Genomic DNA, 26,043 nt, shown 5'->3' on the forward strand with positions numbered 1-26,043 from the left:
CGCGTGTCACGCACAAGAGCCCCGCTACCTGCCAGGTAGCGGGGCTCCTGCGTGAAAGGAGAGCTGTGCGTGAAATGAGGGCTGTGCGTGAATCGAGAGTGGTGCGTGAGTCAAGAGCTGTGCGCGCTCGCGGCGTTGTGCGTGCGTCGAGGAGTTGTCCGGAGCGGCAGCCGCCGACGGGGAAGTCTGGACGCGATCGCTTCCCCGCCGGCGCGGGAGGAAGGGCGGCCGGCCTGTCGGGGAACGTCGCTCACCCACGGCATGGCTGCCGACGGCTGGCGGGGAAGCGACCCGGTCCGTCCCATGAAGCGCTTTCAGTGCACCACCTGACGGGTCGCGCGGTGCGCGACCTTCACCCGTTCGCCCGCCACGTCACTCGGAAGAGCGCCCGGGCCTTGGTGGCCCGGCCGCCGTGGACCATCGCATGCACGGCGGCCGGGCCGGGTGCCGTCTCCGCGTCACCTGAGGCGACAGTAGGGGCCCCGGGCCGCGCGGCGGCGTGCCACGCCTGGCGGCGGCCCCGGTTCCACCCGATCAGCGCGGCCGCGCCCGCCACCGGCGGGGGCACGGGGCATGGTCACGCGTCGGTGGATGCCCGCTCCCGGGTCGACTGGCCGGGCACGACCGCGGGAGTGCGCCCGTCCTGTCGGGTCCCACGGGAGAAGACGGCCAGCGCCCTGCGCACCAGGCGGCCCGCACCGTCCCGCAGGCGGCGCGTCACATGGCGCAGCCACAGGCGGCGCATGGCCGCCCCGGGGGCCGGGTCGTCGCCCGCGTGCCAGGCGAGTTCGCCGGGCGGGGACGGCACGGGCCTGCCGGGCCGGAGCGATGGCCAGGGACGGGGCCGGACCCGCAGCGCGGTCAGCGGGGCATAGTTCTCCACCACGAAGGCACGGCCCTCAAGGGGGTGCGGGGCGGGCACGGGCCGATGCGTGAGGTCCAGGTGCAGCGCACGCACCACGTCCATGCCCGCGCCGTCGGCGAAGAGCCGGAACTGGGCCCCGGGGCGCGGGTTGAAGTCGATGAGATGGAACGCCCCGGTCGCGGTGTCCCTGCGGAAGTCCAGGTCGAACACGCCCCGGTAGCCCAGAGCCGTGACCAACTGCCGTGCGGACGCCCACAGTGCCGGTTGGTGGGTCCACTCCCCGCTGACCGTCAGGCCTGCGGAGCGCGGCCAGGAGCGGTGCTTGCGGCCGGTGCCGCCACCGCGTACGACGCCGTCCCGGCCGGCGTACCCGTGGACGAACCAGTCCGCGTCCCGGGCACCGGGCACGAAGGCCTGGAGCAACAGGCGGCTGCCGGCCTCGGCCCCGCGTTCGAACAGGGCCGCCGCCTCGTGCGGGGAGCCGATCAGGGTGGTGCTGCGCAGGCCCGCGCCCTGGGGGAGCAGCCAGGGGCGGCTCCACTTCGCCACGGTGGGGATGCCGAGCCGGGCGACGGCGCCCACGGCGTCGGCGGCCGACTCCGGCGCCAGCGTCGTCGGATGCGCGACACCGGCCCGCGCGCACACCCGCGCCAGACTCTCCTTGTCGGCGACGCGCTCGGCCGTGTCGCCCGTCGGGCGGGGCAGCAGGTAGCGGTCGCTCAGATCGGCGTGCAGGGCGCTGATCGCGAGGGCGCTGGCGTCGTCCAGGGGGATCAGTACGGCGGGCGCGGTGAAGTGGCGTGTGACCCGGCGCAGCGTGGCGGCCACCTCGGCGAGCGGGGCGCCCGGGGCGGGCGCCGGGTGCAGCCGGTGCAGATGCCGGGAGTGGCGTACGGGGCTCTCGTGGTCGTCGGCCACCAGGTGCACCCGCACTCCCGCGCGCCCCAGGGAGCGTACGGCGCCCAGCGTCCCGTGGTGGAAGGGATTGCGGTCGATCCTGAGGAGGACCGCGGGGATTCGTGTATCGAGGGGAGTCACATTCGACCTCGCTGCTCGATCGTCCATATGGGCGATGTGGCGGAACGCGGGATTAGAAACTCGATTGGCGTAATAGGAATATGTATGACGGAGTGTCAGCGGGTGGGGCCGAGAAAGAGGAGCGGTTATGGGTCCAGGGCTTCGGCGGCGCGGTGCGCGGCTTTCCTTTCTCGTGGCCGGGGCCATGTCGGCGGTGACCCTCACCGCCGCGTCACCGGCCCGTACGACGGACGCCCTGCCGCCGCCCCCGGTGTCCTCCGTGGGCCCGGTGATCCCCGCGGCGCCCCCGGCTCCCGGGCCTCCCACCGGCAAGGCCCCTGCCTTCGGCGCGTATCTCGACTACGGCCCGCGCGGTGTCGAGCGCATGGGCGAGCTGAGCGAGTGGCTCGGCGGGGCCGAGCTGCGGGTCGGCCACACCTATCTCCCCGGCGACCGCTGGAGCAACATCGAGGGCGCCCCGCGCTTCCTGGAGGCCTGGGCCGCCTGGCGCAAGGAGAAGGACGACAGGCTCTTCGTCCTCAACGTCCCGATGCTCGAACGCAACGAAGAAGGCGTGAGCGACCGGGAGGTCGCCGGGCTGCTGCGGCAGGGCGCCGCGGGCCGCTTCGACCGCCACTTCCGGGTGCTCGCCGAACGCCTGGTCGACCTCGGCGTGCCCGACACGGTGATCGTGCCGGGCTGGGAGATGAACGGCACGACCTACACCCATCGCTGTGGCCCGGACCCGGAGTCCTGGAAGAAGTACTGGAACAGGATCGTCACCACGATGCGCTCGGTGGCCGGACAGGAGTTTCGGTTCGACTTCACGCCCAGCAGAGGGCGTGACGCCGTTCCTTGGACGCGGTGCTATCCCGGTGACGACGTGGTCGACATCATCGGCATGGACTCGTACGACCAGCCGCGCGGCATGTCATTCGACGAACAGGTGGCGGAGCCTTACGGACTCCAGGACCACGTCGATTTCGCGGCGGCGCACAAGAAACCCATCTCTTATCCCGAATGGGGGCTGTTCCGCAACGGCGACAACGAAGAATACATGCGCCGCATGCTGCAATGGATGGACGAGAAGAAGCCCTTGTACAACACCGTCACCGACTACTGCCCGCATGGCGTATGGCAGTGCAAGGAGAACCCCGGGGCCTCGGCGGTCTACCGCGATCTGCTCTCCGGGCGCGACAGCACACCGACGGTGCCGACCGTACCCACCGAGCCGACCGAGCCGACCGATCCGGTGAGGCCGCCCGAGTGTTCACCGCTGGACCTCGGCGACTGGGTCGAGTACTGGCTCGGCGGGAAGCTGTGCGTGCGGCTCGACTGGTGGCAGGGGGCGCGGCGCGGCTGAGGCGGGGACAGGCGGTGCGGGCCCTCACGAGGGGCCCCCGCCGCCACGGTCCGCCTCCCGCGCGCCCTTCGCCTCCCGCCCCCGCGACCGCCCCTCCCTGGAATGCCCGTCCCGCGACCGCTCCTCCCGCGCGCGCATCCGTTCCTTCGCCCACCGTCGGGCCGACGCGTCCCCGAGAGCCGCGGCCAGCAGGGGCGCCGTCCGCCTGCGGGCCAGCAGGAAGCGCTGGTTGGTGACCGGTTCGGGCCGCCAGTGGTGCTTGTAGGGCTCGTCGCCGCGCAACAGGCTCAGCGCGCGCCGCTGTTCGCCGCCGGTGTGGCGGGTGCACGCGTTCAGGAGCATCGTCGCCACGTCCACCTTGCGCTCCCGCAGGCGCGGATGCGCGCCGTACAGGTAGCCGCCGGCCAGCGTGCCGGAGAGCAGGGTCAGGTCGGCGGCCAACACCTCGCCGTCCAGGCGGAACTCGGTCACCACGGCCTCGCCGGCCGCGACCATGGGCCGCATCGAGCGCAGCAGGTGCTCGCGGAACCGCGGCTGGAGGTGCTCGGAGGTCACCTTGCGGCCCTGCCACTGCAATTCGTGCAGACGCAGCAGGGTCCGCACCGACGCCTCCACCTCCTCCAGGGGCACGGTGCGCGCCTGCACGCCCAGCGCCGTCAGCTTGCGCATCTTGGCCCGGGTGCGCTGGGCCCGCGGCGTCGGCAGCCGCTGGAGCAGCTCCTCCATGGGCAGCGGGGGCAGCTCCAGGCAGGGCGAGTCGGCCAGCGCCCGCTTCGGCCCGGGCCACCGCTCGTGGACCGCCTCGACACAGGCACCGGGGCGGACCTCCCCGAAGTCGATCAGCGCGGTCGAGGCCGGCGCGCGCAGCCCCGCCACCAGCGCCTCCGTCCCGGCCTCGCGCAGGGCGCCGTCCACCAGGACGTCCGAGAAGTCGGAGATCGCGCCGCCGAGCGGCTTCAGCGCCGGCAGCGGACGGCTCACCCGCATCATCGGGGCGGCGGCGACGAGCCGCTCGCCCTCGTGGACCAGGAGCACCCGCAGCCGCCCGCGCCGCCCGTAGGACCGCCACCAGGAGGTGAGCCACGCGTGGCTCTGGAACGGCGTGGCCGCCTCGCAGGACCGGTGCAGCCGCGCCCACTGGCCGGCCAGCGCCTCGAACTCGTCCTCGTCGGCGCAGACCCGGGTGACGAGGAGACCCGTGCCCGCGGCCGTGTTCGCCGCCGTGCTCACGTCGCGCTCCGGGCCAGGGCGGACGCCGGGCCCGGGACCGAGGCGGCGGCGGGCGCCTCCGTACGGCCCCGTGGACGTACCAGGAGGGCGAGGCCGCCGAGCAGGCCGCCCGCGCAGCCGCCGACCAGGGTCGTCACCCCGGTGGAGAGCGAGGACGGCTCGGTCGGCTCAAGCGCACGCGAGAACGTCAGCAGTTTGACCTGGGTGCTGTCCTTGGCGTGGTTGGCGTTCGTGGCGAGCGACCTGGCGACCGCGTTGGCGGTCAGGGCGGCCGCCGAGGGCCGGTCCGACCGCGCGGAGATCGAGATCATCGGCGCGTCGGGGGACGTGGCCACCTGCACGCTGTCCCGCAGCTGCGCGGGCGTCATGCCCGCCTCCACCTGCGCGTCGCCCAGCACGGCCACCTGGGCGGCCACGCGGCCGTACGCCTGGGCGAACCCGAGCGCCGTCGCCGGGTCCGCCTTGGCCTGCGGTACGGCGACGACGTAACTGGTGGCGGTGTACTGCGGCGTCTGGAACACGCCGTACCCGCCGCCCACCAGGACGCCGGCCGCCGCGCAGGCGGGCAGGGGCCACCAGCGGGGCAGCCGGGCCAGGCGGGCGCGCAGGGCGTCGGCGCGCGACCGCTCGTTCTCACAGTCGCTCATCGAGGGTTCACCTCCAGGGTCGGGCCGGGCACAACGGACGCGTAGACGCGCATCAGCTGGTCGGCGCTTCGGGTGATGCTGTAGTGCTCCACCGAGGCGGGCGCGGAGCGGCCCGAGGGGCGGGCGCCGCGCAGGCCGTAGAGGGCCTGCGCGAAGGAGTCCGGGTCGCTCGGGCGGTACGAGGCGTTGGTCCGCGCGTCGGCGGGCAGGTCGTCGAGGGCGGGGCACGAGGCGTAGAGCACGGGAAGCCCGCAGGCCAGGCCCTCCACGAGCGCGAGCCCGAAGGCCTCCTCGGGGGAGGGGGAGGCCAGCGCGTCCATGGCGGACAGGAGCGAGGGCAGGGCCGGGGCGCCGTCCTCGCCCTCGCTCTCCTCGTGGGCGGCCTCCCCGGCGAACCGCACCCGGTCGGCGAGGCCGAGCCGGTGGGCCAGCTGCCGCAGCTCCTGCTCCTGGGGCCCCGCGCCGACCAGCAGGACGGCGACGTCCTCGGGCAGCTGGGCCGCCGCGTGCAGGAGTACGTCGAACCGCTTGCCGCCGGTCAGCCGGCCGACGCCCCCGACGACGTACGCGGTGTCGGGCAGGTCGAGGCGCCGCCGGGCGCGGGCGCGGGCCTCGGGGGCGAACCGGAAGCGGTCCACGTCGATGCCGTTGGGCACCACCCGGATGCGCCGGCGCGGCACGCCCCAGCGGTGCAGCCGCCGTCCGACGGCGGGGGAGACGGCGACCGTCATCCGCCCGAGCCGCTCCCCGGCGAGGTACAGCGCGCGGACGCCCGCCGTCAGGGGCCGCCCCTCCATCTGCGAGTCGCCCAGGGAGTGTTCGGTGGCCACCACCGCGCGCACCCCGGCCAGGCGGGCCGCGACGCGCCCGTACAGGCAGGCGCGGTAGAGGTGAGTGTGGACCGCGTCGTACCGGCCCGCCCTGATGAGGCGGGCCAGCCGGGGCAGCGCCGTCACGTCCTGGTTGCCGGCCATGCCGAGGTCGGTCACGCGTGTGCCGTCGGCGACGATCCCGCGTGCCACGGCGCCCGCGTTGGTCAGCGTCACGACGTCGCACTCCACCGGCACGTGGCGCAGCAGCAGCCGCAGTTGCTGTTCGGCGCCGCCGACGCCGAGGCCGGTGATGACGTGCAGGACCTTCATCCGGTGACCGCCGAGCGGTCCAGGACGCGGTGCCGGAGCCGGTTCGTCCACACCTTCAGGCGCAGGCGCGCGGCCGAGTCGCTCTGGCCGATGTGGACGCGGGGCAGCGCATACGGTCCGGCGAGGGGGCCGGGCGCGATGGCGCAGGCGTACTGATATCCGGCGCAGCGCACGGCGGTGATCACCCGCTCGTCGACCCGGCCGTACGGATAGCAGAAGCCCCGCACCTCGGTGCCGGTCAGGCCGGTCAGCGCCGCCCGGCTGCCGCTGACCTCGCGGTGCAGGGTCTCCTCGTCGGCGGTGGTCAGGTCGACGTGGGTCAGCCCGTGCGAGGCGACCTCGACGCCGCTCGCGGCGGCCTGCCGGATGCCGTCGGCGCCCAGGAGCGGCTTGCGGGGGCCGAGCGGGTCCCAGGCGTTGTCGCCGTCGAGGCGGCCCGGCAGCACGAACAAGGTGGCCGTGCAGTCGTAATGGCGCAGCAGCGGCAGGGCGTGGTCGACGAAGTCGCGGTAGCCGTCGTCGAAGGTGAGGCCCACCAGGCCGCGTTCCTCGCCCCGCGCGCACGCGTCCAGGAGGTGGCGCATCGACACACCGCGCAGGCCCTGGTGGCGCAGCCACCGCAGCTGTTCGGCGAGGCGGTCGGGGGAGACGGTGATGCGGTACGGGTCGTCGGCGGGGTCCGCGACGGACGCGACGGAGTGGTACATCGCGATCCACGCGGACGACCGGGGCGGGGTGGCCCGCAGGAAGGGCTCGCCGGCGGTGGGGGAGGCGGACGGGGTGAGTTCAACGGGCATGACGCAGCTTTCCTGTGACGTGACGGAGGGCGGACGGCCAGGGCTGGGCGCGCAGGAGCAGGCCGAGCAGCACGAAGGAGACGGTGACCACCGCGCCGGACGCCAGGACGGCGAGGGCGGGCTGCCCCACCCGTTCCACGCACAGGGCGCCCAGCGCGGTGGCGCCCCCGGCGGCGGCCACGAGGCGGCCCAGCTGCCCGGCGAGCGTCCGCGTCCTGATGGGCACGGTGTCCGGGCCCATGCCGCGCAGCAGGAGCAGCGCGCTGACGCAGATGCCGGTGGCGTTGGCCGCGGCGATGCCGTGGACGCCCCAGGTGCCGACGGTGAGGAAGCCGATGCCCGCGGTGGTGACGATGCCGGTGAACATCGCGTAGCAGGGGATCCAGGTGGTCCTGGCGAGGGAGAAGTGGGCGCGGGCGAGCGCGCCCACCAGCGTGTGGCCGAGCAGCCCGAGGGCGTAGACGCGCATGACGGACGCGGTGGTGGCGGTGTCCCGCGCGGTGAACGCGCCGCGCTGGAAGAGCAGTTCGATGAGCGCGGGAGCGGAGGCGATGACGGCGGCCGTGCCGAGCAGCACCACGCAGCCCGCGAGGACGACGTCGCGCTCGACGCGGTCCCGGGCCCGCTCGGTCTCCCCGGCCGCGAGGGCGCGGGCGACCACGGGGAAGGTGACGGTGCACAGCATCAGGGAGAGGACCATCGGCATCTGCGCGACCTTCTGCGCGTAGTTCAGGTGCGAGATGGCCCCGGCGGGCAGCGACGAGGCGAGGAAGCGTTCGATGAGGACCTGCGACTGTCGGCAGAGCGCGAACAGCAGGACCGTCCAGATGATCGCCGTCTGGAGCGTCGCGGCCGCCACCGGCCCTTCGGCGGCGGCCGGGGTGGCGGTGGGCCCGCGCCGCAACTCCCGCCACAGAGCAGGCGCTTGTACGACCACCATCAGCGCGCCGCCCACCGCGACCCCCGCCGCCGCGGCCCGCACACCCCAGGGCGCCGCGAGGACGAACAGGGCGGTGATGATGGCCGCGTTGTAGGCGACGTACACGGTCGCGGGCGCCACGAACCGGTGGTGCGCCCGCAGCGCCGCGCTGCAATAGCCGGTGAGCCCGAAGGTGAAGGCGCAGGTGGCGGTCAGCCGCGTGCAGTCCACGGCCGCCTGCCGGTCGGGCAGCCCCGGCGCCAGCAGCGCCACCACGTACGGCGCCGCCGCCATGAGCACCAGTGACGCGGCGGTGAACCACAGCGACATCCGCGGCAGCGACGCCCGTACGAGCGCCCGCACCGGGTCCCCGGCGGCGTCGTCCGCGCGCCGGGCGAGTGCCAGGCTGAACGCCGGTACGAGGAAGAAGGCAAGGCCGTCCTCGATGAGCAGCGTCGCCGCCAGCTCCGGGATGGTCCACGCCACGAGGAAGGCGTCGGTGTCGGTCCCGGCGCCGAAGAAGTGGGCCAGCGCCTGGTCGCGTACGAGCCCGAGGAGGGAACCTGCCACCGACAGCGCGGCGGTGACCAGCCAGGCCTTGGCGAGGAACGACCCGCCGCTCTTCGCGGCCGGTTTCCCCGCCCCGGGCGGGCGCGGAGCCTGCTCCGCGGCCACCGCGGGCGGCACGGTCGTCATCGCGCGCCCGCCTCCTCCGGCAGCCCGCGCGAGCCGACCGCCCACCACGCCGCGACGCCGAACGCGACCGCCGTCAGCACGGTGGTCGGCCCGCCGATGTCGGCGTACACGAAGTCGACGAGCTGCCAGATCAGCAGGCCGCAGGCCAGCAGCGCGCAGTCCAGTTCCGGACCGCCGGGCCCGTCCGGCCGGGCGCACCGGCGCTTCCACCGTCGCAGCCCGCACACGAGCAGCGCCGTCCAGCCGCCGGCCAGCGTGACGAGGCCGAGCAGCCCCTGCTCGCCGAGCACGAGCAGGTACATGTTGTGCGGCGACAGGAGCGGCTGGCGTACGAAGCCGCTGCCCGCCCCCGCGGTGTCGCTGCCGGACGACAGGGCCAGCGAGGCGTGGCTGTCGCGGTGGTCGGGGAAGCCCTTCAGGCCGACGCCGGTCACCGGGCGCTCGCGCCACATGTCCGCCGACGCCGCCCACATCGTGTACCGGTCGGTGACCGACTGGTCGGGCGCCCCCGTGACCTGGCTGATGCTGCTCAGCCGTTGCTGGAGCATCGCCGAGCCCACGCCGAGCCCCGCGACCAGGACCACGGCCGCCGCGCCCCCGGCCAGCAGCACCCGGCCCGCGCGGCGCGCCCCCGCGAGCAGCAGCACGCCGAGGCAGGCCGCCGCCGTCGCGATCCACGCCCCGCGGCTGAAGGACAGGGCGAGCGGCACGGTCAGCAGGGCCGCGCACACCGCCGCCGTCCACCGCTGGCGCGGGGCGTGCGGGCGGAACGCCAGCGCGAGGGCGCTGACGATCCCGTAGGAGACGACCGTGGCCATCCCCATGACGTCCGTGGAGCCGAACGTCCCGACGGCGCGGATGTCCTCACCCATGTACGAGGCCCCGGTGCCGGTCAGGTTCTGGTGCACGCCGAGGGCGCCCTGCCACAGCGCCAGCGCCACGAACGCCCAGGCGATGACCCGGAAGTGGCGCGCGTCGCGGACCAGGATGAGCACGGCCGCGGGCACCAGCACGAAGATCTGGAGGTACCGCGCGGCCCCGGCGACACCGGTCGCGGCGTCGGCGGCCCCGCAGGCGGCCACGGTGACCCCGACGACCGGAAGTCCGAGGAGCACGGCGGCGGTCCGGCTCAGCGGGCGCCGCCGGGTGCGTACGAGATGGACGGCGCAGAGGCCGACGAGGAGCGCCGAGGCGGCGTCGGCCACCGTTCCGGTCCCGCCGCCCGACGCCTCGCCACCGGCTTCCGGCACGGGCAGCGCGAGCAGGGCGATCACCAGGACCACCGGCAGGACCGGGGCGCTGCGCCCGAGCTCACGCAGGACGACGTCGCGTGGGGTCACCGCGCTCAGCTCCCCGTGCGGCGGACGAGACAGCCGAGGGTGCGCAGCAGGATGCACATGTCCTGCCAGAAGGACCAGCTGTCGATGTAGGCGTTGTCGAAGCGGCACCGGTCCTCGATGGAGGTGTCCCCGCGCAGCCCGTGGATCTGGGCCAGCCCGGTGATGCCGGTCGGCATCCGGTGCCGCCGCGCGTAGTCCGGATAGGTCTGGCTGAACTGCGCCACGAAGAAGGGGCGTTCGGGGCGTGGCCCGACCAGGCTCATGTCGCCGCGCAGCACGTTCCACAGCTGCGGCAGCTCGTCCAGCGAGGTGCTGCGCAGGAAGCGGCAGAAGGCGTTCATGCGGTGCTCGTCGGCGACGCTCCACCGGGTGGCCGCCTCCTGGGAGTCGGCGGGCCGGTGGGTGCGGAACTTCAGCAGCGTGAACAACCGCCCGTCCTTGCCGACGCGTTCCTGCCGGAAGATGACGCCGGGCCCCTCCACGGCCCGCAGCACCAGGGCGCAGGCCAGCAGCACCGGGGCGGCCGCGAGCAGCAGCACCACCGCCACCGTGACGTCCAGCAGCCGCTTGCCGAAGCTCGTCCCGCGGTGCCCGGCGAACGCCAGCGGGCGGCAGGCGAACCCGGCGACGCGCTGCCGGGCGTCCTGGCGTGGCGGGGCCTCGGCGGGGTGCGGGTCGATCTCCCACAGGTCGCAGCCGAGACCGCCGAGCACCGGCACCATGCCCGCGAGCGCGGGGCCGCGGCCGCTGAGCAGCAGCACGGTGCGTACGTCGTTCTGGATGACGGCCCGGTGGAGTTCGTCCTCGGTGCCGAGCACGGGCAGTTCGGGGGCGGGCCCGGCGGACGGCTCGGCGGCGTCACCCGCCGCCTCCGTCTCCGCGGCCTCCGGGTCGGGCCGCCGCTCGGCCTCGCTGACCACGCCCACCGGCCGCATCCCGCAGCGGGGACGCCGCAGCAGCGCGGCCGCCACGGCCCGCGCCTCACCGCATGGCCCGAGCACCAGCACCGGCCGGGGTCTTCGCGCGGCGCTCGCCCGCCGCTGCCGGTGCACCAGGGCCCGCCCCGCGACGGCGAGCAGGCACTGGGCCGCGCCGAGCGTGGCCAGCGTGGACAGCGGGAGCGGTGGCACCGGGGCGGGCAGGGCCGGGGCGAGAACGGCGGTGAGGGCCCAGCCGAGCGCGATCCGCCCGGCGAGCGAGGGCACCTCGTCGAGGGTGGCGGGCAGCGCGGTGTACGCGTACAGCCGCCCCTGCGCGTTCAGGACCAGGACGACGGCGAGCAGCAGCGGCGCCAGCGACGCGTACGCCCGCGGATCGTCGAGGAGCAGCGGGGCGAGCAGCGCGGCGGCGCAGTCGGCACCGACCAGGGCGGCCACCGAGCGCCGACGGCGGGACGGGGGCCGCGGGCGGGCGTCGGCGCGCGCGCCCACCGCTCCGCGCGGGGCGACGACGAAGGGGCCGGGCGGGGCCTGGGTGTCCTGCCGGGACTGACCTGACGAGGAGGCGACGGTTCGTTCCGCACTCACGTGGTGGTGCACTCCCTGCACTTGGTGGCCTTGGCGGCTCTGTCGGCTTCGGCGGCCTTGGTGGGCGCCGCGTCCAGAAGCTCGCGGTACACCGCGCCGATCGCGTCCGCGGTGCGCCGAGCGTCGTGGTGGTCCAGGACATGCCGGCGGCCTCGCCTGCCGAGCGCGTCGCGCAGGGCCGCGTCCCGCAGCAGGGCGACGAGGGCCCGGGCCAGCGCGGCCGGGTCCTGTGGCGGTACGAGCGCGTGCGCGCGGCCGTCCCGCGGCAGGCTCTCCCGGGCCCCGTCCACGTCGGTGACGACGACCGGCCGTGCGCAGGCCATGGCCTCCAGCGGGGCCAGGGCCATGCCCTCCCACCGGGAGGGCAGCACCACCACGTCGGCCGCCCGGTACCAGTCGGCGGCGTCCCGCGCCGCCCCGGCGAACACCACGGACGGGTCCGCCGCCGCGCGCAGCCGGGCGGCGTCCGGCCCGTCCCCACGAGGACCAGGCGGGCACCGGGCACCCGTTCGGTCACCGCCGGCCAGGCGCGCAGCAGGACGTCCTGCCCCTTCTGCCGGCACAGCCTGCCGACGCACACCACGAGGGGGGCGCCCGCGATGGGGGCGGGCAGCAGCCGCTCGCGGGCCTCGTGCGGCGCGCCGGGCCCGAAGTGGTCGACGTCCACGCCGTTGGGGACCACCGAGAAGGCGCCGTCGACGCCCGCCCGGCGGCCGGTGGCCCGTTCGGCCTCGCTGACGCAGACGATGCGTGTCGCCCAGCGGGCCGCGTGGCGCTCCCAGCGCCGGGCCAGCAGCGCGGTGGCCCCGCCGACCGCCTCGAAGGACCAGGCGTGCGGCTGGAAGACGGTCGGGACACGGCCGCGCAGGGCGAGCCGGGCGGCGAGTCCGGCCTTGGCACTGTGGGCGTGGACGAGCGTCGGCCGTACGGCGTCGATGACGCGGCGCAGCTCCCGGACCTCGGCGCGCAGACGGGAACCGGGGGAGCGCGACGCCGGCCAGGGGTGGCCGCGCACCCCGCTTCCGGCGCCGCTCAGCGCCCGCGGCAGGAGGCCCTCGTCCGGGCAGGCCACGTGGACGTCCAGGCCCGCCGCCGCCTGGGCGCGGGCCAGTTCGGCGACGACTCGTGCCACACCGCCGTCCACGGGCTGGCTGATGTGCAGGATCCGTGGCGAGAGGGGTGCTGACGGCAGAGGCATGCGCAACTCCCTGGAGTCGGTGCGGAGCAGTGCGCGCTAGCGCTTGGCGTCGACGGCGTCGAGGGCCACGCGGCGGCGGACGGGGAGCGGGACGAACACGCGACGCGGGCCCGGGGAGTGGCGCATGACGGCGTTTGGCCTTCCGAAGTGTGAAGAGCTCTGACCACAGCGGAGATGAGAGGTTCGTATTGAATACGCGCTTTCACTGCGTATGACTGAAATATCCGTATAGAGGATGGCAACTGTAACGGCTGCGCGGGGCCGCCCCGTCAACCCGTGTACGTGTGTCGGATTCGTGAAGGGCGGGGCGAGCGGGGGGCCGTGGGCGCGACACACGGCCTCCGGTGAGCCGGCGCGGTCCCCGGCCGGCGCGTCAACCGGCGCTGCCGTCACGGCAATCAGCGCGGTCGCACATCACTCGACCGGGCGCACAACTCACCGTGCTGATCGGCAGTTGATCCCACGTACGGGCACACGGCCCGTACGGCACACCCTCACAAGGAGCAGTACTCCATGTCGCGTACCACCAAGGCCTTTGCCCTGTCCGCTGTCGCCGCCGCCGCGGTGGCCGCGGGCGCGGGCGTCGCCACCGCCGACGCCGGCGCGCACGGCGCCGCCGCCCACTCCCCGGGCGTGGTCTCGGGCAACGTCGCCCAGGTGCCGGTCCACGTGCCCGTGAACGTCTGCGGCAACACCGTGAACGTCATCGCTCTGCTGAACCCGGCGTTCGGCAACACCTGCGCCAACACCTGACAGGTCGTCCGTCCGAACGGCCGTCCCCGCCTCGGCGGGGGCGGCCGTTCGGCGTGTCGGAGGGGCGACACGCGTGTCGGTGTCCGTGCCCCGAACAGGGGCCGTTGGGTTGCGGTCGGCGTTCACCGCTTCCACGGTGATCACAAGATCCGACGCATCACCGAAAGGGACTCACCTATGCGCGCTCTGCCCGTACGGCGTATCGCGACCTCCGCTCTGTGCGCGACGCTGATGCTCGGCACGGCCGGCACCGCCTTCGCCCTCGCCGACGACGACACACCCCGCGACCGCGACGAGACCCGGAACGCGCACCGCGCGCCCGCCCCCACCCCGGAGACGATGCTGGCCCAGGCCAAACAGCTCCACGACGCGGCCGGAGTCATCACCCCTGCCTCGGAGCTGCTCACCGCGGTGCTCACGGCACCCGGCCACAAGCTCTCCCCGGCCGACGTCAAGAAGCACAGCGAGGCCATGAAGCGGGCCATCGAGGCCACCGGCGCCCACGCGGCCGAGGTCACCGCGCCCAAGGCACCGGCCGACCCCAGGGCGAGCGCCCTGACCGCGCTCCAGAAGGCGGACGCCAAGCTGCTCAAGGCGGCCGGGTCGGGCGACGCCGCGGCCGTGCGGGCCGAGGCCCCCGCCGTCGTCACCGGCATGGTCAACGTGACCGCCGCCACCCTGCTCGGCGGCGGCATGCCCGCCCCCAGCCTGCCGGGCCTGCCGCCGCTGCCGAAGGCGCCCGCGCCCCAGGGCATGCCCACCGGGACCCTGCCGCAGACCCCGGCCGTGCCGGAGGTCCCCGCGCCCTGACGAAGCGGCAACAAGGGTCGGTCGGCGGCCAGTTGATATGAGAATGGGACCGTTCTTCATTCGAGTGGGCTCCGGGGAAGTTTGTGGACCCGGGGGTTTCCGTACCCGCCCGTGCTCGTTGGGCCCGGTGAAGTGAGACGCCAGGCAATCGATGCCTGAACGGAGCCCCATAGGCGACACGCGTTGCCGAAGAAAGGAACATGATGAAGGCCCTGAAGGCTGCTGCTGTCCTTGCCGGTTCGATCGCCGTCGCCGGTTCCGCCGCGCCCGCCTTCGCCGGCGACCTGACGCCCACCCGCCTGACCACCGAGGTCGAGTCCCTCGCCACCCAGCCCCTGCTGGACCCCAAGCCGGGGGACGCGAACCTGATCGACACCCAGAAGGGCGCGTCCGTCGTCAACACCGTCTCGGACACCGCGAGCAGCGTGAACACCACCGGCGGCCCCACGAAGCTCATCGGCGGGCTGCCCGCCGCCCGGTGACGCGCGGGTCACTCCCGCTCCCCGCGAGGGCCGGCCACCTCTTCCACGGGCCGGCCCTCGCGCGTGTCCACATCCGTACGCCGCCACTCTCTGGGGAAGGCCAGTTCGACCGGTGGGCGTCCGCGGACCGCTGCGGGTGACCCCATCGTGTGATGACGGTTCCGTGATCGACCACATGGGTGACAACGGAGCGGGACCGGCCCTCGGGCGTCTATACGGTTCCCTCCATGACCTCAGCAGCCGGTGAACAGCGACCCTCCCCAGCGACCGCCCCCGGAACGGATCCGCGCTGATGAGCACCACGGACCTGCCGCGCCGCGTACCGCGCCAGGCGGCCGGGGCGCCCCGCGCGGACGGCGCGACGCCACCGGAAGGCACCCACCGGCCCGAGGGGGGCCGGTGGTTCGGCCTGCTCCTGGTCGGCACCGGCGCGGCGGGACTACTGGCGTCCTGGGTCATCACGCTCGACAAGTTCAAGCTCCTCCAGGACCCGCACTACACGCCGGGGTGCAGCATCAACCCGGTGGTGGCGTGCGGCAACATCATGAAGAGCGCCCAGGCGTCGGCCTTCGGTTTCCCCAACCCCCTGCTGGGCCTGGCCGCCTACGCCGTCGTCATCGGCGCAGGGGTGAGCGTGCTGGCGGGCGCCCGCTTTCCGCGCTGGTACTGGCTGACGTTCAACGCGGGCACACTCTTCGGCGTCGCGTTCTGCACGTGGCTGCAATTCCAGTCCCTGTACCGCATCAATTCGCTCTGCCTGTGGTGCTGCCTCGCCTGGGTCGCCACCACTCTCCTGTTCTGGTACGTGACGTCACACAATGTGCGACGCGGTTTCCTCCCCGCCCCGCGCGGCCCGCGCGCTTTCCTGAACGAGTTCACGTGGGCTCTTCCCACCCTGCATCTGGGCGCCATCGCCATGCTCGTCCTGACGCGCTGGTGGGACTTCTGGACCAGCTGAGGGCTGTCAAAGAAGCCGCGCCCCTCTTCTGGCCAGATAGCGGACCGGGTCGATGTCCGAGCCGTAGCGGCGGCGGGACCGTATCTCCAAGTGGAGATGGGGCCCGGTGGCCCGCCCCGTGGCCCCGCTGCTCCCGACGCGCGCCCCGGCACGGAGGGCGGCGCCCTGTCGGACCTTGATGCGGGACAAGTGGGCGTAGACGGCGTAGTGGCCGTCCCGCATCCGCACCGTCACCGCCTTGCCGTACGCCCCCGACCGGCGCGCCAGTACGACGACGCCGGAGCCCACGGCGTACACGGGCGTCCCGGTCGGCACCGCCAGGTCGATGCCCGTGTGGTGCCCGGCGAGCCAGTCGCCGCGGACGCCGTAGCGCGCGGAGACCCGGAAGCCGCGGCGCAGCGGGAGGGTGTACCGGCCGGGCGGCCGTTCGGGGGCGACGGCCCGGTTCCCGTCGGCCTCGAACAGGGCCTCCGCCTCGGCGAGGGCGGCCTCGAACTCGGCGTCGTACCCGCCCGCGCAGACGTCGGCGTCATCTGCGTGCGCGGCGGCCCGGGACGCGGTCAGCGGGACCGCTCCGACGGCCAGGAGTCCGGCGGCGACCCGCAGGGCGTCACGCCGCGTGGGAGGCGCCTCGGGCGCCTTTGCTATGTCGTGGTCCATGCCCGCCACCTCACTAGGGGTGGGCACGACACGCATCCCGTGGCCGCCCCGACTACGCCAGGCGGTGGAATCGACAACGCATTCCGCACGCCTCGCCCCGGCTGTCACATGAACGACATGCCGCCGCCCACGACGCAGGATCTGCCGTACTTCCAGTCGCACTCGACCTGGTGGACGAGGGAGTCGGGAGGGCCGGCCGGGCCCGTGGGCGCGGCGGCGGCGGGGCTGAACGCCAGCAGTGGGACGAGCGCCAGGGCCAGCGACAGAAACAGTCTGAGGTGAACCGACACGTCCGTTCTCCTCGTGATCGTCGTATCCCGAGACCTGACGATCCTGCCCAGATGTCACCCATGATCGCTATTCCGTCGCGGAGGGTGACGACTGTCGGAGTAGGGGGCAGTGGTGGCCGACGGTGGTCGCCGCTCGCCTGAGTGGGGGAGAGGCGCGGCGGCCGGGGCGACACAGCGCCGCTGTTCGGCTGTAACGCGGCGGGCGGCGCCTACGTTGGTCGGCGTGAAGATCGATTGCGTCGGTGGCGGCCCCGCCTCCCTGTACCTGGCCATCCTCGCCAAGCTCCGAGATCCGGCCCACCAGGTCACCGTCCACGAGCGGCACGCGGCCGGCGCCAGCCACGGCTGGGGCGTCACGTACTGGCCCGACCTCCTGGAGGAACTCCGCGGCCACGACCCCGAGTCCGCGCGCGCCATCGCCGAGCAGTCGGTGAGCTGGCGCGGCGGCTTCGCGTACGTGGGCGACAGGACCACCGCCCACGACGGCGACGTCGGCCACGCCATCGGACGCCACCGCCTGCGGACCATCCTCGCGGACCGCGCCCGGGAGCTGGGTGTCCGCCTGGAGTACGGCGTCGAGATCGGCGGCCGTGCGGACCTGCCGGACGCGGACCTCGTCGTGGCGGGCGACGGCGCGCACAGCAGGCTCCGCACGCAGAGCGCCGCCCACTTCGGGACGCGCGTGACGACCGGCGCCAACCGCTTCGTCTGGCTCGGCACGACCCGCGTCTTCACCGCGTTCACCTTCTCCTTCGTGGAGAGCGCGCACGGCTGGATCTGGTGCTACGCCTATGGCTACAGCGGCGAGCACAGCACCTGCGTGGTGGAGTGCTCCGAGGCCACCTGGACCGGCCTCGGCCTCGACCGGCTCGGCCACGGCGACGCCCTGCGCCTGCTGGAGAAGCTCTTCGCCACGATGCTCGACGGCCATCCGCTCCTCGGCCGCACCGGCATCGACAGCCACGCCCGCTGGCAGGCCTTCCCGACCGTCACCAACGAGACCTGGTCCCACGGCAACCTCACCCTGATCGGCGACGCCGCGCACACCACGCACTACTCGATCGGCGCCGGCACGAGCCTCGCCCTGCGGGACGCCGTATGCCTGGCCCGGCAGTTGGCCAATACGGACGCGGCCGGGCTCCCCGCCGCCCTCGCGCGCTACGAGCGGGAACGCAAGCAGGCCCTGCTCTCGGTGCAGAGCGCGGCCCGGCACAGCGCCCAGTGGTACGAGAACCTGCCCCGGTACATCGGCCTGGAGCCCCGCCGGATGTTCGCGCTGCTCGGCCAGCGCCACTCCCCGCTGCTGCCCTATGTGCCGCCGCAGCTCTACTACCACCTGGACCAGACCGTCGGCCGTCTGCCCTCCCTGCGCCGGCTCAAGCAGAGCCTCGGGCCGCGCCTGGCGCGCGCCCTCCAAGGCAGGCGGCCTCCGGCCTGAGCCGGGCCGGGTCGGTGCAGCGGCCACGCGTTCACCCGAATGGCCCTATCGGTGCCGTGGCGGATGGGGGCGGCCGGACCGCCGTCGGCCCCGGCATGACGTACTCCTGACGAGCGTCCCCCGTACGCTGCGTGATTCTTCGCCTTGCGGGGCGGGCCTCGGCGGCGCGCGATGGACATGAGGCGTGCGTCGTCCCGTGGCGGATTGGTTTCTGCCCGTCGCATGCTCCAAGGGAGTGATCACCCATGACGCAGGGCGAGGCCTTCACCAACCCCGACGCGCTCAAGGGCCTGACAGCCTACGACCGGACCGGCGAAAAGATCGGCAGCATCGAACGCGTCTACCTCGACGACCGCACCGGCCGCCCCGAGTGGGTGACCGTCAAGACCGGCCTGTTCGGCATGAAGGAAAGCTTCGTGCCGCTGGCGGGGGCGCGGCTGAGGGGAGACGACCTGCACGTCACGGCCACCAAGGAGGCCGTGAAGGAGGCCCCGCGGGTGGATGCCGACCAGCACCTCGACCCTGGCCAGGAGCACGAGCTCTACGCCCACTACGGGCTGGCCCGGCCCGGCACCGCCCCCGGCATGGCGCCGCCGACCGGCACCGGCACCGCGGGCACCCAGGAGCACCCGCTCACCGGATCCGCCGGCACCGGCGTGGGTGCCGGTGCGGGCAAGCGGGAGTTCGCCACCCGCGCCGGGATGGGCAAGGACGAGAAGGCGCGGGAAGAACTCGTGCGCTCCGAGGAGCGGCTGCGGATCGGCACGGAGGAGGAAGAGGTCGGGCACGCCCGGCTGCGGAAGACGGTCGTGACCGAGGACGTCACGACGTCCGTCCCTCTCTCCCACGAGGAGGTCCGGGTCGTACGGGAGCCGATCGCCGAGGGCGACCGGGTACGCGGCACCATCGGCGAGGGCGAGACCGAGGTGACCCTCCACGCCGAGAAGGCCGTGGTGAGCAAGGAGACCGTGCCCGTCGAACGCGTGCACCTGGAGACGGAGAAGGTCACCGAGACCCGCGAGGTCTCCGACACCGTCCGCAAGGAGCAGATCGAGTTCGACGACGACGCCAAGGGCATCAGGGGCGAGCGCGGCGGCATGAGGGGTGGCATGAAGGGCGAGTCGTGGCGCGACCGGAAGCAGGGCCCGGGCCACTGAAGACCGCGGGTCGGGCCAGGTCAGGTCGGAGTCAGAGGGAAGTGCCCCAGGGGTGCTTCCCTCTGCGTCCGGGGACGAGGCGTAGCCGGGGGCGTCCCCGGGGGGCGCCGCGCCCGCGCCACAGGCCACCCCACGCGCGCCGCAGGGGGACGGAATCGTTTCTCCTCGCCGCTTCCACGCGTGCGGACAGTTCGGCGAGGCCGTCCGCCTGCTGCAACTGCGCGCACCACTGGCAGTAGTCGAGGCCCCCGTCGGGGTCGACCGGCCAGCGCGTCGTGCCGGGGAGATCGTCGTCAGAAACTGCCATGCCGGACTCAACGACGTACAAATGCCTCACGGAACGACCCGGTCAGCCGCCGGGGGCGCTTTTCACTCACTTGCTGTCGGCCCTGTCTCTCGTATGGGGGAATCGGGGCTTGTGGGGGCTTCGGCGTTCGTCATGAGGGGGAGGGGGACTGTTTGGGCTGGTGTTCATGATCCAGAGCCTCGACGGATCCGCCCGTTTTTGGTTCAGCCTTCCCTGAATTCAGAGACGTCTGTACTGTCAGCTTCATGCTGACTGCTGATGCCGCCCCTGCCGATGCCGTTGCTGCCGTCCCCGACGTCCCCGACGTCGAGGTGCTCGCCCGCTTCGGCCGTGCTCTCGCCGACCCCATCCGCTGCCGGGTCCTCCTGGAACTCCGTGCGGCGCCCGCGCATCCCGCGGACCTCGCCGACCGGCTCGGCGTCTCGCGGACCCGGCTCTCCAACCACCTGGCCTGCCTGCGTGACTGCGGGCTCGTCGTGGCGGTGCCGGTCGGGCGGCGTACGCGCTACGAACTCGCCGATCAGCGGCTCGGGCACGCCCTGGACGACCTGCGGGCCGCGGTGGTGGCCGTGGAGACGGACCGCACCTGCCCGGACGCGGAAGAGAAGGGCTGCTGCTGATGACGTCCACGCCGACGTCGCGTGATGATAAGTCCCTTGTCCCCGGCGCCACTTCCGCCCCCGGCCCTGGCTCCGGCCCTGACCCCGCTCGGCGGGACGTGCTCGCGCGTCGCATACGGCTGCTGGTGGCCGCCACGATCGCGTACAACCTCGTCGAGGCGGTCGTCGCGATCACCGCCGGTACCCTCGCCTCCTCCACCGCGCTCGTCGGCTTCGGCCTCGACTCCGTGATCGAGGTGTCCTCCGCCGCCGCGGTGGCCTGGCAGTTCTCCGCCACCGAGCACGCCGTGCGCGAGGCGCGGGAGAGGAGGGCGTTGCGGATCATCGCGTGCTCGTTCTTCGCGCTCGCCGCGTACGTCACCGTCGACGCCGTCCGTGCGCTGGCCGGCTCCGGCGAGGCCGAGCACTCGCCGACCGGGATCGTGCTCGCCGCGCTCTCACTGGTGGTCATGCCGTTTCTGTCCGCTGCCCAGCGCGGGGCCGGGCGCGCACTGGGCTCCGCCTCCGCCGTCGCCGACTCCAAGCAGACCCTGCTGTGCACGTATCTCTCGGGGGTACTTCTGGTGGGCCTCCTGGCCAACAGCCTGTTCGGGCTCACCTGGGCGGACCCGGCGGTGGCCCTGGTCATCGCGGCGCTCGCGGTCAAGGAGGGGCGGGACGCGTGGCGGGGGGACGGCTGTTGCGGTTGCTGAGGCCGCTTTCGCGAGCACGTCGAGAGGCCCGGATGCCGTACTGGCATCCGGGCCCTGGCCTTCAGCGCCGTCTACCGGCTGAAGGCGCCGGTCTTCATGTTCCGCGAGCCCACCTGGGAGCGAGCGTGAAGCCGCGGGATCGCGGTTGCGTGACCGGTTACTGCGTGTACTGCGTACTGCTTGTACTTCGGGTGCTGCGTACTGCGTGTACTACAGGTGCTGCGTGTACTGCTGATTCCGCGGGTACCGCATGCGGCCCCTGGGCAGGCCCGGCCCGGCAACCAGTGGCGGGGCCCACCATTTCCGGCCCCGCCACTCCGCTGCCGTTCCGTCTTCTCCGCGCGGCAGTTCGTCTCTGCCGCGCCTTCTGTGACTCGTTGAGATCGAGAGAACACTAACCCCGGTAGCGAGGAATGTCTACCTCCGCTGGATGAGATTTCCTGTGTGGGTTGCGGGGAAACTTCTGCCGCAGGGACGCCCGGAACGCAGGCTCGCCTGGACCGCCCGCTGCTGTAACCGCACTCTCCCCCGCCCCGCCCCCGTGGCGCGACCGGTCGGCCTAAGAGCGCGAGCGGCCGGTCGGCGCCAGCCGGAGACGCTGAGGGGCGGCCGCCTGCACTCGCTCGATGCCCGGCAGGATCTCGTCGCGGACCAGGGGATGGGCGTGGACTTCGGCGAGGTGTCCTCGGTGCGCGTCTTCATCGGCGTACGAGGTGAAGATCGCGACGACGTTCTCGCCGGTGCGGACCGGCAGCCGGGGGAACGTGTTGTGCGCGTGCTCGGTCACGAGGAGGGCGAAGGGCGCCGGCCCCGTCTCCCGGAGCACGGGCAGGAGGCCGTCCCGGATCGGCGCGACGCCCTCGTACCCCGGCGGGAAGGACCACATGGTGGCGGCCACGAAGCGGTCCGGTGCCGGAGCGCCGACCGGGGGCCGCCCGGGAGGGGAGGCGGCGAAGCGGCACGCGGTCGGCTCGGGGCGCAGGAGGAGTACGTCGTCGGAGTCGAGCATGGTGTCGTTCGCCCGGGGGCCGTGCTCGGCCCCTACCGTCGGTCTCCGCGTCGAACAGGAGTCCTGCCATGCGACCCACCGGTCCTCTCGCCCCGCCCGCCGTGATCGAGCTTCGCCAGTACACGCTGCGTCCCGGCCGCCGCGACGAACTCATCGAGTTGTTCGACCGGGAGTTCATCGAGCCGCAGGAGGAGGTGGGGATGGACGTACTCGGCCAGTTCCGGGACCTCGACGATCCGGACCGCTTCGTCTGGCTGCGCGGGTTCCCGGACATGGCGACACGTCACCGCGCGCTCACGGCCTTCTACGGCGGCCCCGTGTTGTTCCGCTGTTGGCGGCTCGCGCCTGCCCCCACGATCAGGCGGCCAGGGGAGCGCCCAGCATGGCGGAGGCCCGCTGGACCGGGCTGAGGACGGCCGGGCGCGCGGCCACGGGGGCGGGAGCCGGCCCCGTACGGCAGGTGAAGCCGAGCTGGGCCATGGACCTGAGGACCTCGCCCGCACTGAAGTCACGGGGGTCCTGGCGGGTGATGACCCGGCCGACCTGCTTGACGGGGTAGTGGCGCCGTCCGATGATCACGGACTGCCCGGTGACGGGTTCGGGTTTGACGCCCTTCATCGTTTCGAGCACGCCGCTCTTGGTGAGGTCGAACGGGAAGCGAGCGATGACACAGCGCATGAGACCTCGCGGGGAGAAGAGGAACGACCAGGATGAGCGACTGCGGTGAGTTGATTCAGCGGGAGCCGGCGAGGGCGAGGGCGGCCGGGGAACCGCCGTGCTCGCCACCCGTGGCACAGGGCGATGTGCCGCCGCTGATGTCGGTGACAGCGCTGCTGTCACCGATGGAACTGACGCCACTGACGCCACTGACGCCATTGACGCCATTGACGCCATTGACGCCATTGACGCCACTGATGTCGCGCAGGCGGACCCGGTCCGTGTATCCGGAGCCGTCGCGGACGGCGGTGAGTCCGGGCCGGGAGACCCGACCGATGCGCCTGCCGTCCTCGTCGCAGACGAGCAGGTGACTGACGCGAGCGCCGGCCATGACGGACAGGGCGACCTCAACGGTCATGTCGGCCCATACGCGCGGCTCGGTCTCCTCCGTGGAGCCGTCCACCGCCATGGGCGCGGGGCCGACGCCCGTCGAGCGGACCTGGGTCTGAGCGTGCGTCAAAGGGAGCCTCCTGCGGGCCTGCAACGATGGGGCAGCTTCTGAATGGCTAGGGCCGGAGCCGGAACCGGAGCCGAAACCTGAACCGGGGCCTCGGGCCGGAGCCGGAGCCTCGGGCCGGGCTTCAGGCCGCCGTGTCCACAGCGGCCTGGCGCGGTACAGACGCACGCCGCGCCGCGGAGGCGGGACGGCGACGGCCGCGTGAGGTGCCGCCGCGCTTGGGGCGTTCGGCCACCGGCGCGGTGATGACGACCGGGATGCCGGAGGGCGCCTGGGAGCCGGTGATCCGGCTGAGCGCCTCCTCGCCGGAACGGACCTGCGTGACCTGCGGGCTGATCCCGGCGTCCGACATCAGGCGGACCATGCCGCGGCGCTGGTTGGGGGTGACCAGCGTGACGACGCTCCCGGACTCACCGGCGCGTGCGGTACGACCGCCGCGGTGGAGGTAGTCCTTGTGGTCGGTCGGCGGATCGACGTTGACGACGAGGTCGAGGTTGTCCACGTGAATGCCGCGGGCGGCGACGTTCGTGGCGACGAGCACGGTGACGTGCCCGGACTTGAACTGCGTCAGGGTGCGGTTGCGCTGCGGCTGTGACTTGCCGCCGTGCAGCGCGGCGGCCCGTACTCCGCTGTTGAGCAGGTCCTGCGTCAACCGGTCGACGGCGTGCTTGGTGTCCAGGAACATGATCACGCGGCCGTCACGGGCGGCGATCTCCGTGGTGGCCGTGTGCTTGTCTGCGCCCTGGACGTGGAGGACGTGGTGCTCCATCGTCGTGACCGCACCGGCCGAGGGGTCGACGGAGTGGACGACGGGGTCCGTCAGGTAACGGCGCACCAGCAGGTCGACGTTGCGGTCCAGGGTGGCGGAGAAGAGCATCCGCTGCCCCTCGGGGCGTACCTGGTCCAGGAGCGCGGTGACCTGCGGCATGAACCCCATGTCCGCCATCTGGTCGGCCTCGTCCAGCACGGTGATGCCCACCTGGTCGAGGCGGCAGTCACCGCGGTCGATGAGGTCCTTGAGGCGGCCGGGGGTCGCGACGACGACCTCGGCCCCGCCGCGCAGCGCGTTGGCCTGCCTGCCGATCGACATCCCGCCCACGACCGTGGTCAGGCGAAGGCGTACGGAACGGGCGTACGGGGTGAGCGCGTCGGTCACCTGCTGCGCGAGCTCCCGGGTGGGTACGAGGATGAGCCCCAGCGGCTGGCGGGGCTCGGCGCGCTGCCCGGCCGTCCGGGCGAGCAGGGCGAGGCCGAAGGCGAGCGTCTTGCCGGAGCCGGTACGCCCGCGGCCGAGGACGTCACGGCCCGCGAGGGAGTTCGGCAGCGTCGCTCCCTGGATCGGGAAGGGGACGGCGACGCCCTGCCTGCCGAGCTCGGCGAGCAGCGGTGCCGGCATGCCGAGGTCGGCGAAGGCCTCCACGGCGGGAAGAGCCGGGGTGACGGTCTTGGGGAGAGCGAACTCACCCTGTCGCGCGGCGGGCCGACGGCCGTAACCGCCGGAGCCGCCGGAACTTCCCGAGCGGCGCGGGGCCGACGAGCCGAACCGGTTGCCGCCCTTTCCGGCGTCGGGACCGCCGTTGCGGGTGCGGGAGAAACGGTCATTCGTACGTGTGCGGTTCATGCGGGAACCTTCCTCGATGCGGCGCATATCAAGGAATTCCCGCAGCGATGAGCCGCGCAGAGAATTACAAGAATGGACCGATAGTAAAAGCGAGAAGCGAATCTGGCTGCCCGGCGAATAATCCAAGCGGAACAGGCGGGCGCAGACGGCGCTGAGACGATGGGACGCGGCAAGGGTGTAGAACCCCGAGCGTCGGCAGGTGTGACCACGGAGAACGTCCGGGTCACGTCACCCCGCAGGCGAGATCACTGCGGGAAAAGCATGCAGCTGGGGCCCGCACCCCGAAGGATGCGGGCCCCAGCTGCAAGTGTGCGTACGCGTCAGGCGGGAACGATGTTCTCGGCCGTCGGGCCCTTCTGGCCCTGCGCGATGTCGAAGTTCACCTTCTGGCCTTCGAGCAGCTCGCGGAAGCCCTGGGCGGCGATGTTCGAGTAGTGGGCGAACACGTCAGCGCCGCCACCGTCCTGCTCGATGAAGCCGAAACCCTTTTCCGCGTTGAACCACTTCACGGTACCAGTAGCCATGTCTATCTCCTTTGGGGCAGTACATCGGTATCCACACTGTGCGGAAACCGTGTCGCCGCGATGATTACCCCGCCGGAAATGACCGGTAATACAAAAGCGCTCCGGCCGCAGTATGCGACCAGGAGCACTTGAAGTTTCGGGAACCACAACTGCAACTAAGACGACAGTAGCACGTCATGGTGGCCGGTGCCGGTCCAATAATTCCGCCCCACTCGGCGCGCGAAAAAACCCTTCTCGCGTGGTTCCCTAAACTCTCACGCGGCGAGCACAGACATTGAAGCTCCCCCGCATTTTGGCGGGCCTGCTCCGAGTTGCCGAGCTGCCGATCTACCGAGCTGCCGAGCTGCCGATTCAGTCCGTTTCGGAGACGGACGGGGTGCGTGTCATGTTGAAGGTGAGGGCCGAGAAGTCCCGGCCTTGGAGCACCGGGCCATTCTGAGTGCCGCCGCTGATGCTGTTGTGCACGTCGCCGCCCGCGGAACCGGCCTGTACCCGCTGCCACCACTCGTCCAGCGATGCGCGGAACTCTCCGTCCAGGGCCGCTCGTACGCCGAGGGCGGTGGCCAGTGCCTGCGCGCGCACCGGGTCGGCGGGATCTCCCGCCAGCGCGGCCACTTCCAGTTCGCCGGAGCTGACCGGGCGCGCCCCGCCGTCTTCCGTTCCCTCTGCCGTAGCTCGCCCGAACGGGCGCCGCACCAGCGCCGTGAGTCCTTGCCACGCCTGGCGGCCGGCTTCGCCGCCGATACTGCCGGCCAGCGCGGCGAGGGCCGCTGCGGTGATCGGATCCATGCCGGGACTCCCTCGGTCG

26 protein-coding genes and 2 pseudogenes are annotated in these 26,043 nt (G+C 73.1%); 10 read left to right on the forward strand and 18 right to left on the reverse strand.

Going from position 1 to position 26,043, the window contains the following annotated elements; genetic code table 11:
- Positions 1–577 precede the first annotated feature (577 nt).
- Positions 578–1,903, reverse strand: a complete 1,326-nt coding sequence (locus ACOBQB_RS29875; RefSeq protein WP_423596011.1) for an ATP-grasp domain-containing protein — start codon at positions 1,901–1,903, stop codon at positions 578–580.
- Positions 1,904–2,030: 127 nt separating this feature from the next.
- Between ACOBQB_RS29875 and ACOBQB_RS29880 the strand changes: the two genes are divergently transcribed.
- Positions 2,031–3,245, forward strand: coding sequence for a glycoside hydrolase family 26 protein (locus ACOBQB_RS29880; protein WP_423596013.1), 1,215 nt, complete (start codon positions 2,031–2,033; stop codon positions 3,243–3,245).
- Between the two features lie 24 nt (positions 3,246–3,269).
- On the opposite strand, the gene ACOBQB_RS29885 is transcribed toward ACOBQB_RS29880, so the two are convergent.
- From ACOBQB_RS29885 to ACOBQB_RS29920, 8 genes and pseudogenes are all read right to left on the reverse strand, one after another.
- On the reverse strand, positions 3,270–4,475 hold the full coding sequence (locus ACOBQB_RS29885; protein ID WP_423596015.1) for a GNAT family N-acetyltransferase: 1,206 nt from the start codon (positions 4,473–4,475) through the stop codon (positions 3,270–3,272).
- Positions 4,472–5,122 (reverse strand): lipopolysaccharide biosynthesis protein, encoded by a 651-nt coding sequence (locus tag ACOBQB_RS29890; protein WP_423596017.1) that lies wholly within the window; start codon positions 5,120–5,122, stop codon positions 4,472–4,474. Before ACOBQB_RS29890 ends, ACOBQB_RS29885 begins: the two co-directional genes overlap by 4 nt.
- Positions 5,119–6,264: a glycosyltransferase gene (locus ACOBQB_RS29895; RefSeq protein WP_423596019.1), complete on the reverse strand. Its 1,146-nt coding sequence runs from the start codon at positions 6,262–6,264 to the stop codon at positions 5,119–5,121. Before ACOBQB_RS29895 ends, ACOBQB_RS29890 begins: the two co-directional genes overlap by 4 nt.
- Positions 6,261–7,061 carry a polysaccharide deacetylase family protein gene (locus ACOBQB_RS29900; protein ID WP_423596021.1) on the reverse strand — a complete coding sequence of 267 codons (801 nt, stop codon included), beginning with the start codon at positions 7,059–7,061 and terminating at the stop codon, positions 6,261–6,263. Before ACOBQB_RS29900 ends, ACOBQB_RS29895 begins: the two co-directional genes overlap by 4 nt.
- Positions 7,051–8,676: a murein biosynthesis integral membrane protein MurJ gene (gene murJ, locus ACOBQB_RS29905; protein WP_423596023.1), complete on the reverse strand. Its 1,626-nt coding sequence runs from the start codon at positions 8,674–8,676 to the stop codon at positions 7,051–7,053. The genes ACOBQB_RS29900 and murJ overlap by 11 nt, the downstream gene beginning before the upstream one ends.
- On the reverse strand, positions 8,673–10,016 hold the full coding sequence (locus ACOBQB_RS29910) for an O-antigen ligase family protein (RefSeq protein ID WP_423596025.1): 1,344 nt from the start codon (positions 10,014–10,016) through the stop codon (positions 8,673–8,675). The genes murJ and ACOBQB_RS29910 overlap by 4 nt, the downstream gene beginning before the upstream one ends.
- 5 nt (positions 10,017–10,021) lie before the next feature.
- Positions 10,022–11,542 (reverse strand): sugar transferase, encoded by a 1,521-nt coding sequence (locus tag ACOBQB_RS29915; RefSeq protein ID WP_423596027.1) that lies wholly within the window; start codon positions 11,540–11,542, stop codon positions 10,022–10,024.
- Positions 11,539–12,740 (reverse strand): annotated as a pseudogene (locus ACOBQB_RS29920) (glycosyltransferase). The gene ACOBQB_RS29915 and the pseudogene ACOBQB_RS29920 overlap by 4 nt, the downstream one beginning before the upstream one ends.
- Positions 12,741–13,253: 513 nt before the next feature.
- Here ACOBQB_RS29920 and ACOBQB_RS29925 point away from each other — a divergent pair.
- The 4 genes from ACOBQB_RS29925 to ACOBQB_RS29940 all read left to right on the forward strand — a co-directional run bounded on the left by ACOBQB_RS29925 (position 13,254) and on the right by ACOBQB_RS29940 (position 15,743).
- Positions 13,254–13,493 carry a chaplin gene (locus ACOBQB_RS29925; RefSeq protein ID WP_423596029.1) on the forward strand — a complete coding sequence of 80 codons (240 nt, stop codon included), beginning with the start codon at positions 13,254–13,256 and terminating at the stop codon, positions 13,491–13,493.
- Between the two features lie 177 nt (positions 13,494–13,670).
- A complete protein-coding gene (locus ACOBQB_RS29930; protein ID WP_423596031.1) occupies positions 13,671–14,303 on the forward strand; it encodes a hypothetical protein in 633 nt (210 codons plus the stop codon).
- Positions 14,304–14,503: 200 nt separating this feature from the next.
- Positions 14,504–14,785 carry a hypothetical protein gene (locus ACOBQB_RS29935; protein WP_423596033.1) on the forward strand — a complete coding sequence of 94 codons (282 nt, stop codon included), beginning with the start codon at positions 14,504–14,506 and terminating at the stop codon, positions 14,783–14,785.
- Between the two features lie 292 nt (positions 14,786–15,077).
- Complete coding sequence (locus ACOBQB_RS29940; RefSeq protein WP_423596035.1) at positions 15,078–15,743, forward strand: vitamin K epoxide reductase family protein; 666 nt, start codon at positions 15,078–15,080, stop codon at positions 15,741–15,743.
- Between the two features lie 6 nt (positions 15,744–15,749).
- Here the strand turns inward: ACOBQB_RS29940 and ACOBQB_RS29945 are convergent, their stop codons facing one another.
- Together ACOBQB_RS29945 and ACOBQB_RS29950 are read right to left on the reverse strand one after the other, a co-directional pair.
- Positions 15,750–16,430 (reverse strand): M23 family metallopeptidase, encoded by a 681-nt coding sequence (locus tag ACOBQB_RS29945; RefSeq protein ID WP_423596037.1) that lies wholly within the window; start codon positions 16,428–16,430, stop codon positions 15,750–15,752.
- Positions 16,431–16,507: 77 nt separating this feature from the next.
- Entirely contained in the window at positions 16,508–16,693 is a 186-nt protein-coding gene (locus ACOBQB_RS29950; protein ID WP_423596039.1) for a hypothetical protein, read from the reverse strand.
- 223 nt (positions 16,694–16,916) lie between these two features.
- Between ACOBQB_RS29950 and ACOBQB_RS29955 the strand changes: the two genes are divergently transcribed.
- Together ACOBQB_RS29955 and ACOBQB_RS29960 are read left to right on the forward strand one after the other, a co-directional pair.
- The gene (locus ACOBQB_RS29955) at positions 16,917–18,131 is read left to right on the forward strand and encodes an FAD-dependent monooxygenase (RefSeq protein ID WP_423596041.1); all 1,215 of its coding nucleotides are present in this window, start codon (positions 16,917–16,919) and stop codon (positions 18,129–18,131) included.
- A gap of 245 nt (positions 18,132–18,376) precedes the next feature.
- Positions 18,377–19,288 carry a DUF2382 domain-containing protein gene (locus ACOBQB_RS29960; protein ID WP_423596043.1) on the forward strand — a complete coding sequence of 304 codons (912 nt, stop codon included), beginning with the start codon at positions 18,377–18,379 and terminating at the stop codon, positions 19,286–19,288.
- A gap of 31 nt (positions 19,289–19,319) precedes the next feature.
- Here ACOBQB_RS29960 and ACOBQB_RS29965 read toward each other — a convergent pair whose 3' ends face one another.
- Positions 19,320–19,595, reverse strand: coding sequence for a hypothetical protein (locus ACOBQB_RS29965; RefSeq protein WP_423596045.1), 276 nt, complete (start codon positions 19,593–19,595; stop codon positions 19,320–19,322).
- A gap of 245 nt (positions 19,596–19,840) precedes the next feature.
- On the opposite strand from ACOBQB_RS29965, the gene ACOBQB_RS29970 reads away from it, so the two are divergent.
- Together ACOBQB_RS29970 and ACOBQB_RS29975 are read left to right on the forward strand one after the other, a co-directional pair.
- On the forward strand, positions 19,841–20,215 hold the full coding sequence (locus ACOBQB_RS29970) for an ArsR/SmtB family transcription factor (protein WP_423596047.1): 375 nt from the start codon (positions 19,841–19,843) through the stop codon (positions 20,213–20,215).
- Between the two features lie 98 nt (positions 20,216–20,313).
- The gene (locus ACOBQB_RS29975) at positions 20,314–20,907 is read left to right on the forward strand and encodes a cation transporter (protein ID WP_423596049.1); all 594 of its coding nucleotides are present in this window, start codon (positions 20,314–20,316) and stop codon (positions 20,905–20,907) included.
- 559 nt (positions 20,908–21,466) lie between these two features.
- Here the strand turns inward: ACOBQB_RS29975 and ACOBQB_RS29980 are convergent.
- Positions 21,467–21,916: an NIPSNAP family protein gene (locus tag ACOBQB_RS29980; RefSeq protein ID WP_423596051.1), complete on the reverse strand. Its 450-nt coding sequence runs from the start codon at positions 21,914–21,916 to the stop codon at positions 21,467–21,469.
- A 68-nt stretch (positions 21,917–21,984) separates the two neighbouring features.
- Here ACOBQB_RS29980 and ACOBQB_RS29985 point away from each other — a divergent pair.
- Positions 21,985–22,236: pseudogene (locus tag ACOBQB_RS29985) on the forward strand (NIPSNAP family protein); the annotation flags it as partial.
- Between the two features lie 37 nt (positions 22,237–22,273).
- On the opposite strand, the gene ACOBQB_RS29990 reads toward ACOBQB_RS29985, so the two are convergent.
- From ACOBQB_RS29990 to ACOBQB_RS30010, 5 genes are all read right to left on the reverse strand, one after another.
- Positions 22,274–22,594: an SCO5918 family protein gene (locus ACOBQB_RS29990; protein WP_423596053.1), complete on the reverse strand. Its 321-nt coding sequence runs from the start codon at positions 22,592–22,594 to the stop codon at positions 22,274–22,276.
- A gap of 55 nt (positions 22,595–22,649) precedes the next feature.
- The gene (locus ACOBQB_RS29995; RefSeq protein WP_423596055.1) at positions 22,650–23,093 is read right to left on the reverse strand and encodes a CBS domain-containing protein; all 444 of its coding nucleotides are present in this window, start codon (positions 23,091–23,093) and stop codon (positions 22,650–22,652) included.
- A gap of 121 nt (positions 23,094–23,214) precedes the next feature.
- Positions 23,215–24,711, reverse strand: a complete 1,497-nt coding sequence (locus ACOBQB_RS30000) for a DEAD/DEAH box helicase (RefSeq protein WP_423596057.1) — start codon at positions 24,709–24,711, stop codon at positions 23,215–23,217.
- A 320-nt stretch (positions 24,712–25,031) separates the two neighbouring features.
- Positions 25,032–25,235 carry a cold-shock protein gene (locus ACOBQB_RS30005; protein WP_042169227.1) on the reverse strand — a complete coding sequence of 68 codons (204 nt, stop codon included), beginning with the start codon at positions 25,233–25,235 and terminating at the stop codon, positions 25,032–25,034.
- Positions 25,236–25,586: 351 nt separating this feature from the next.
- Positions 25,587–26,024: a hypothetical protein gene (locus ACOBQB_RS30010; RefSeq protein ID WP_423596060.1), complete on the reverse strand. Its 438-nt coding sequence runs from the start codon at positions 26,022–26,024 to the stop codon at positions 25,587–25,589.
- Positions 26,025–26,043: the final 19 nt, after the last annotated feature.

The organism is Streptomyces sp. G5(2025) (genome assembly GCF_049542075.1).
Taxonomy (GTDB): Bacteria; Actinomycetota; Actinomycetes; order Streptomycetales; family Streptomycetaceae; genus Streptomyces.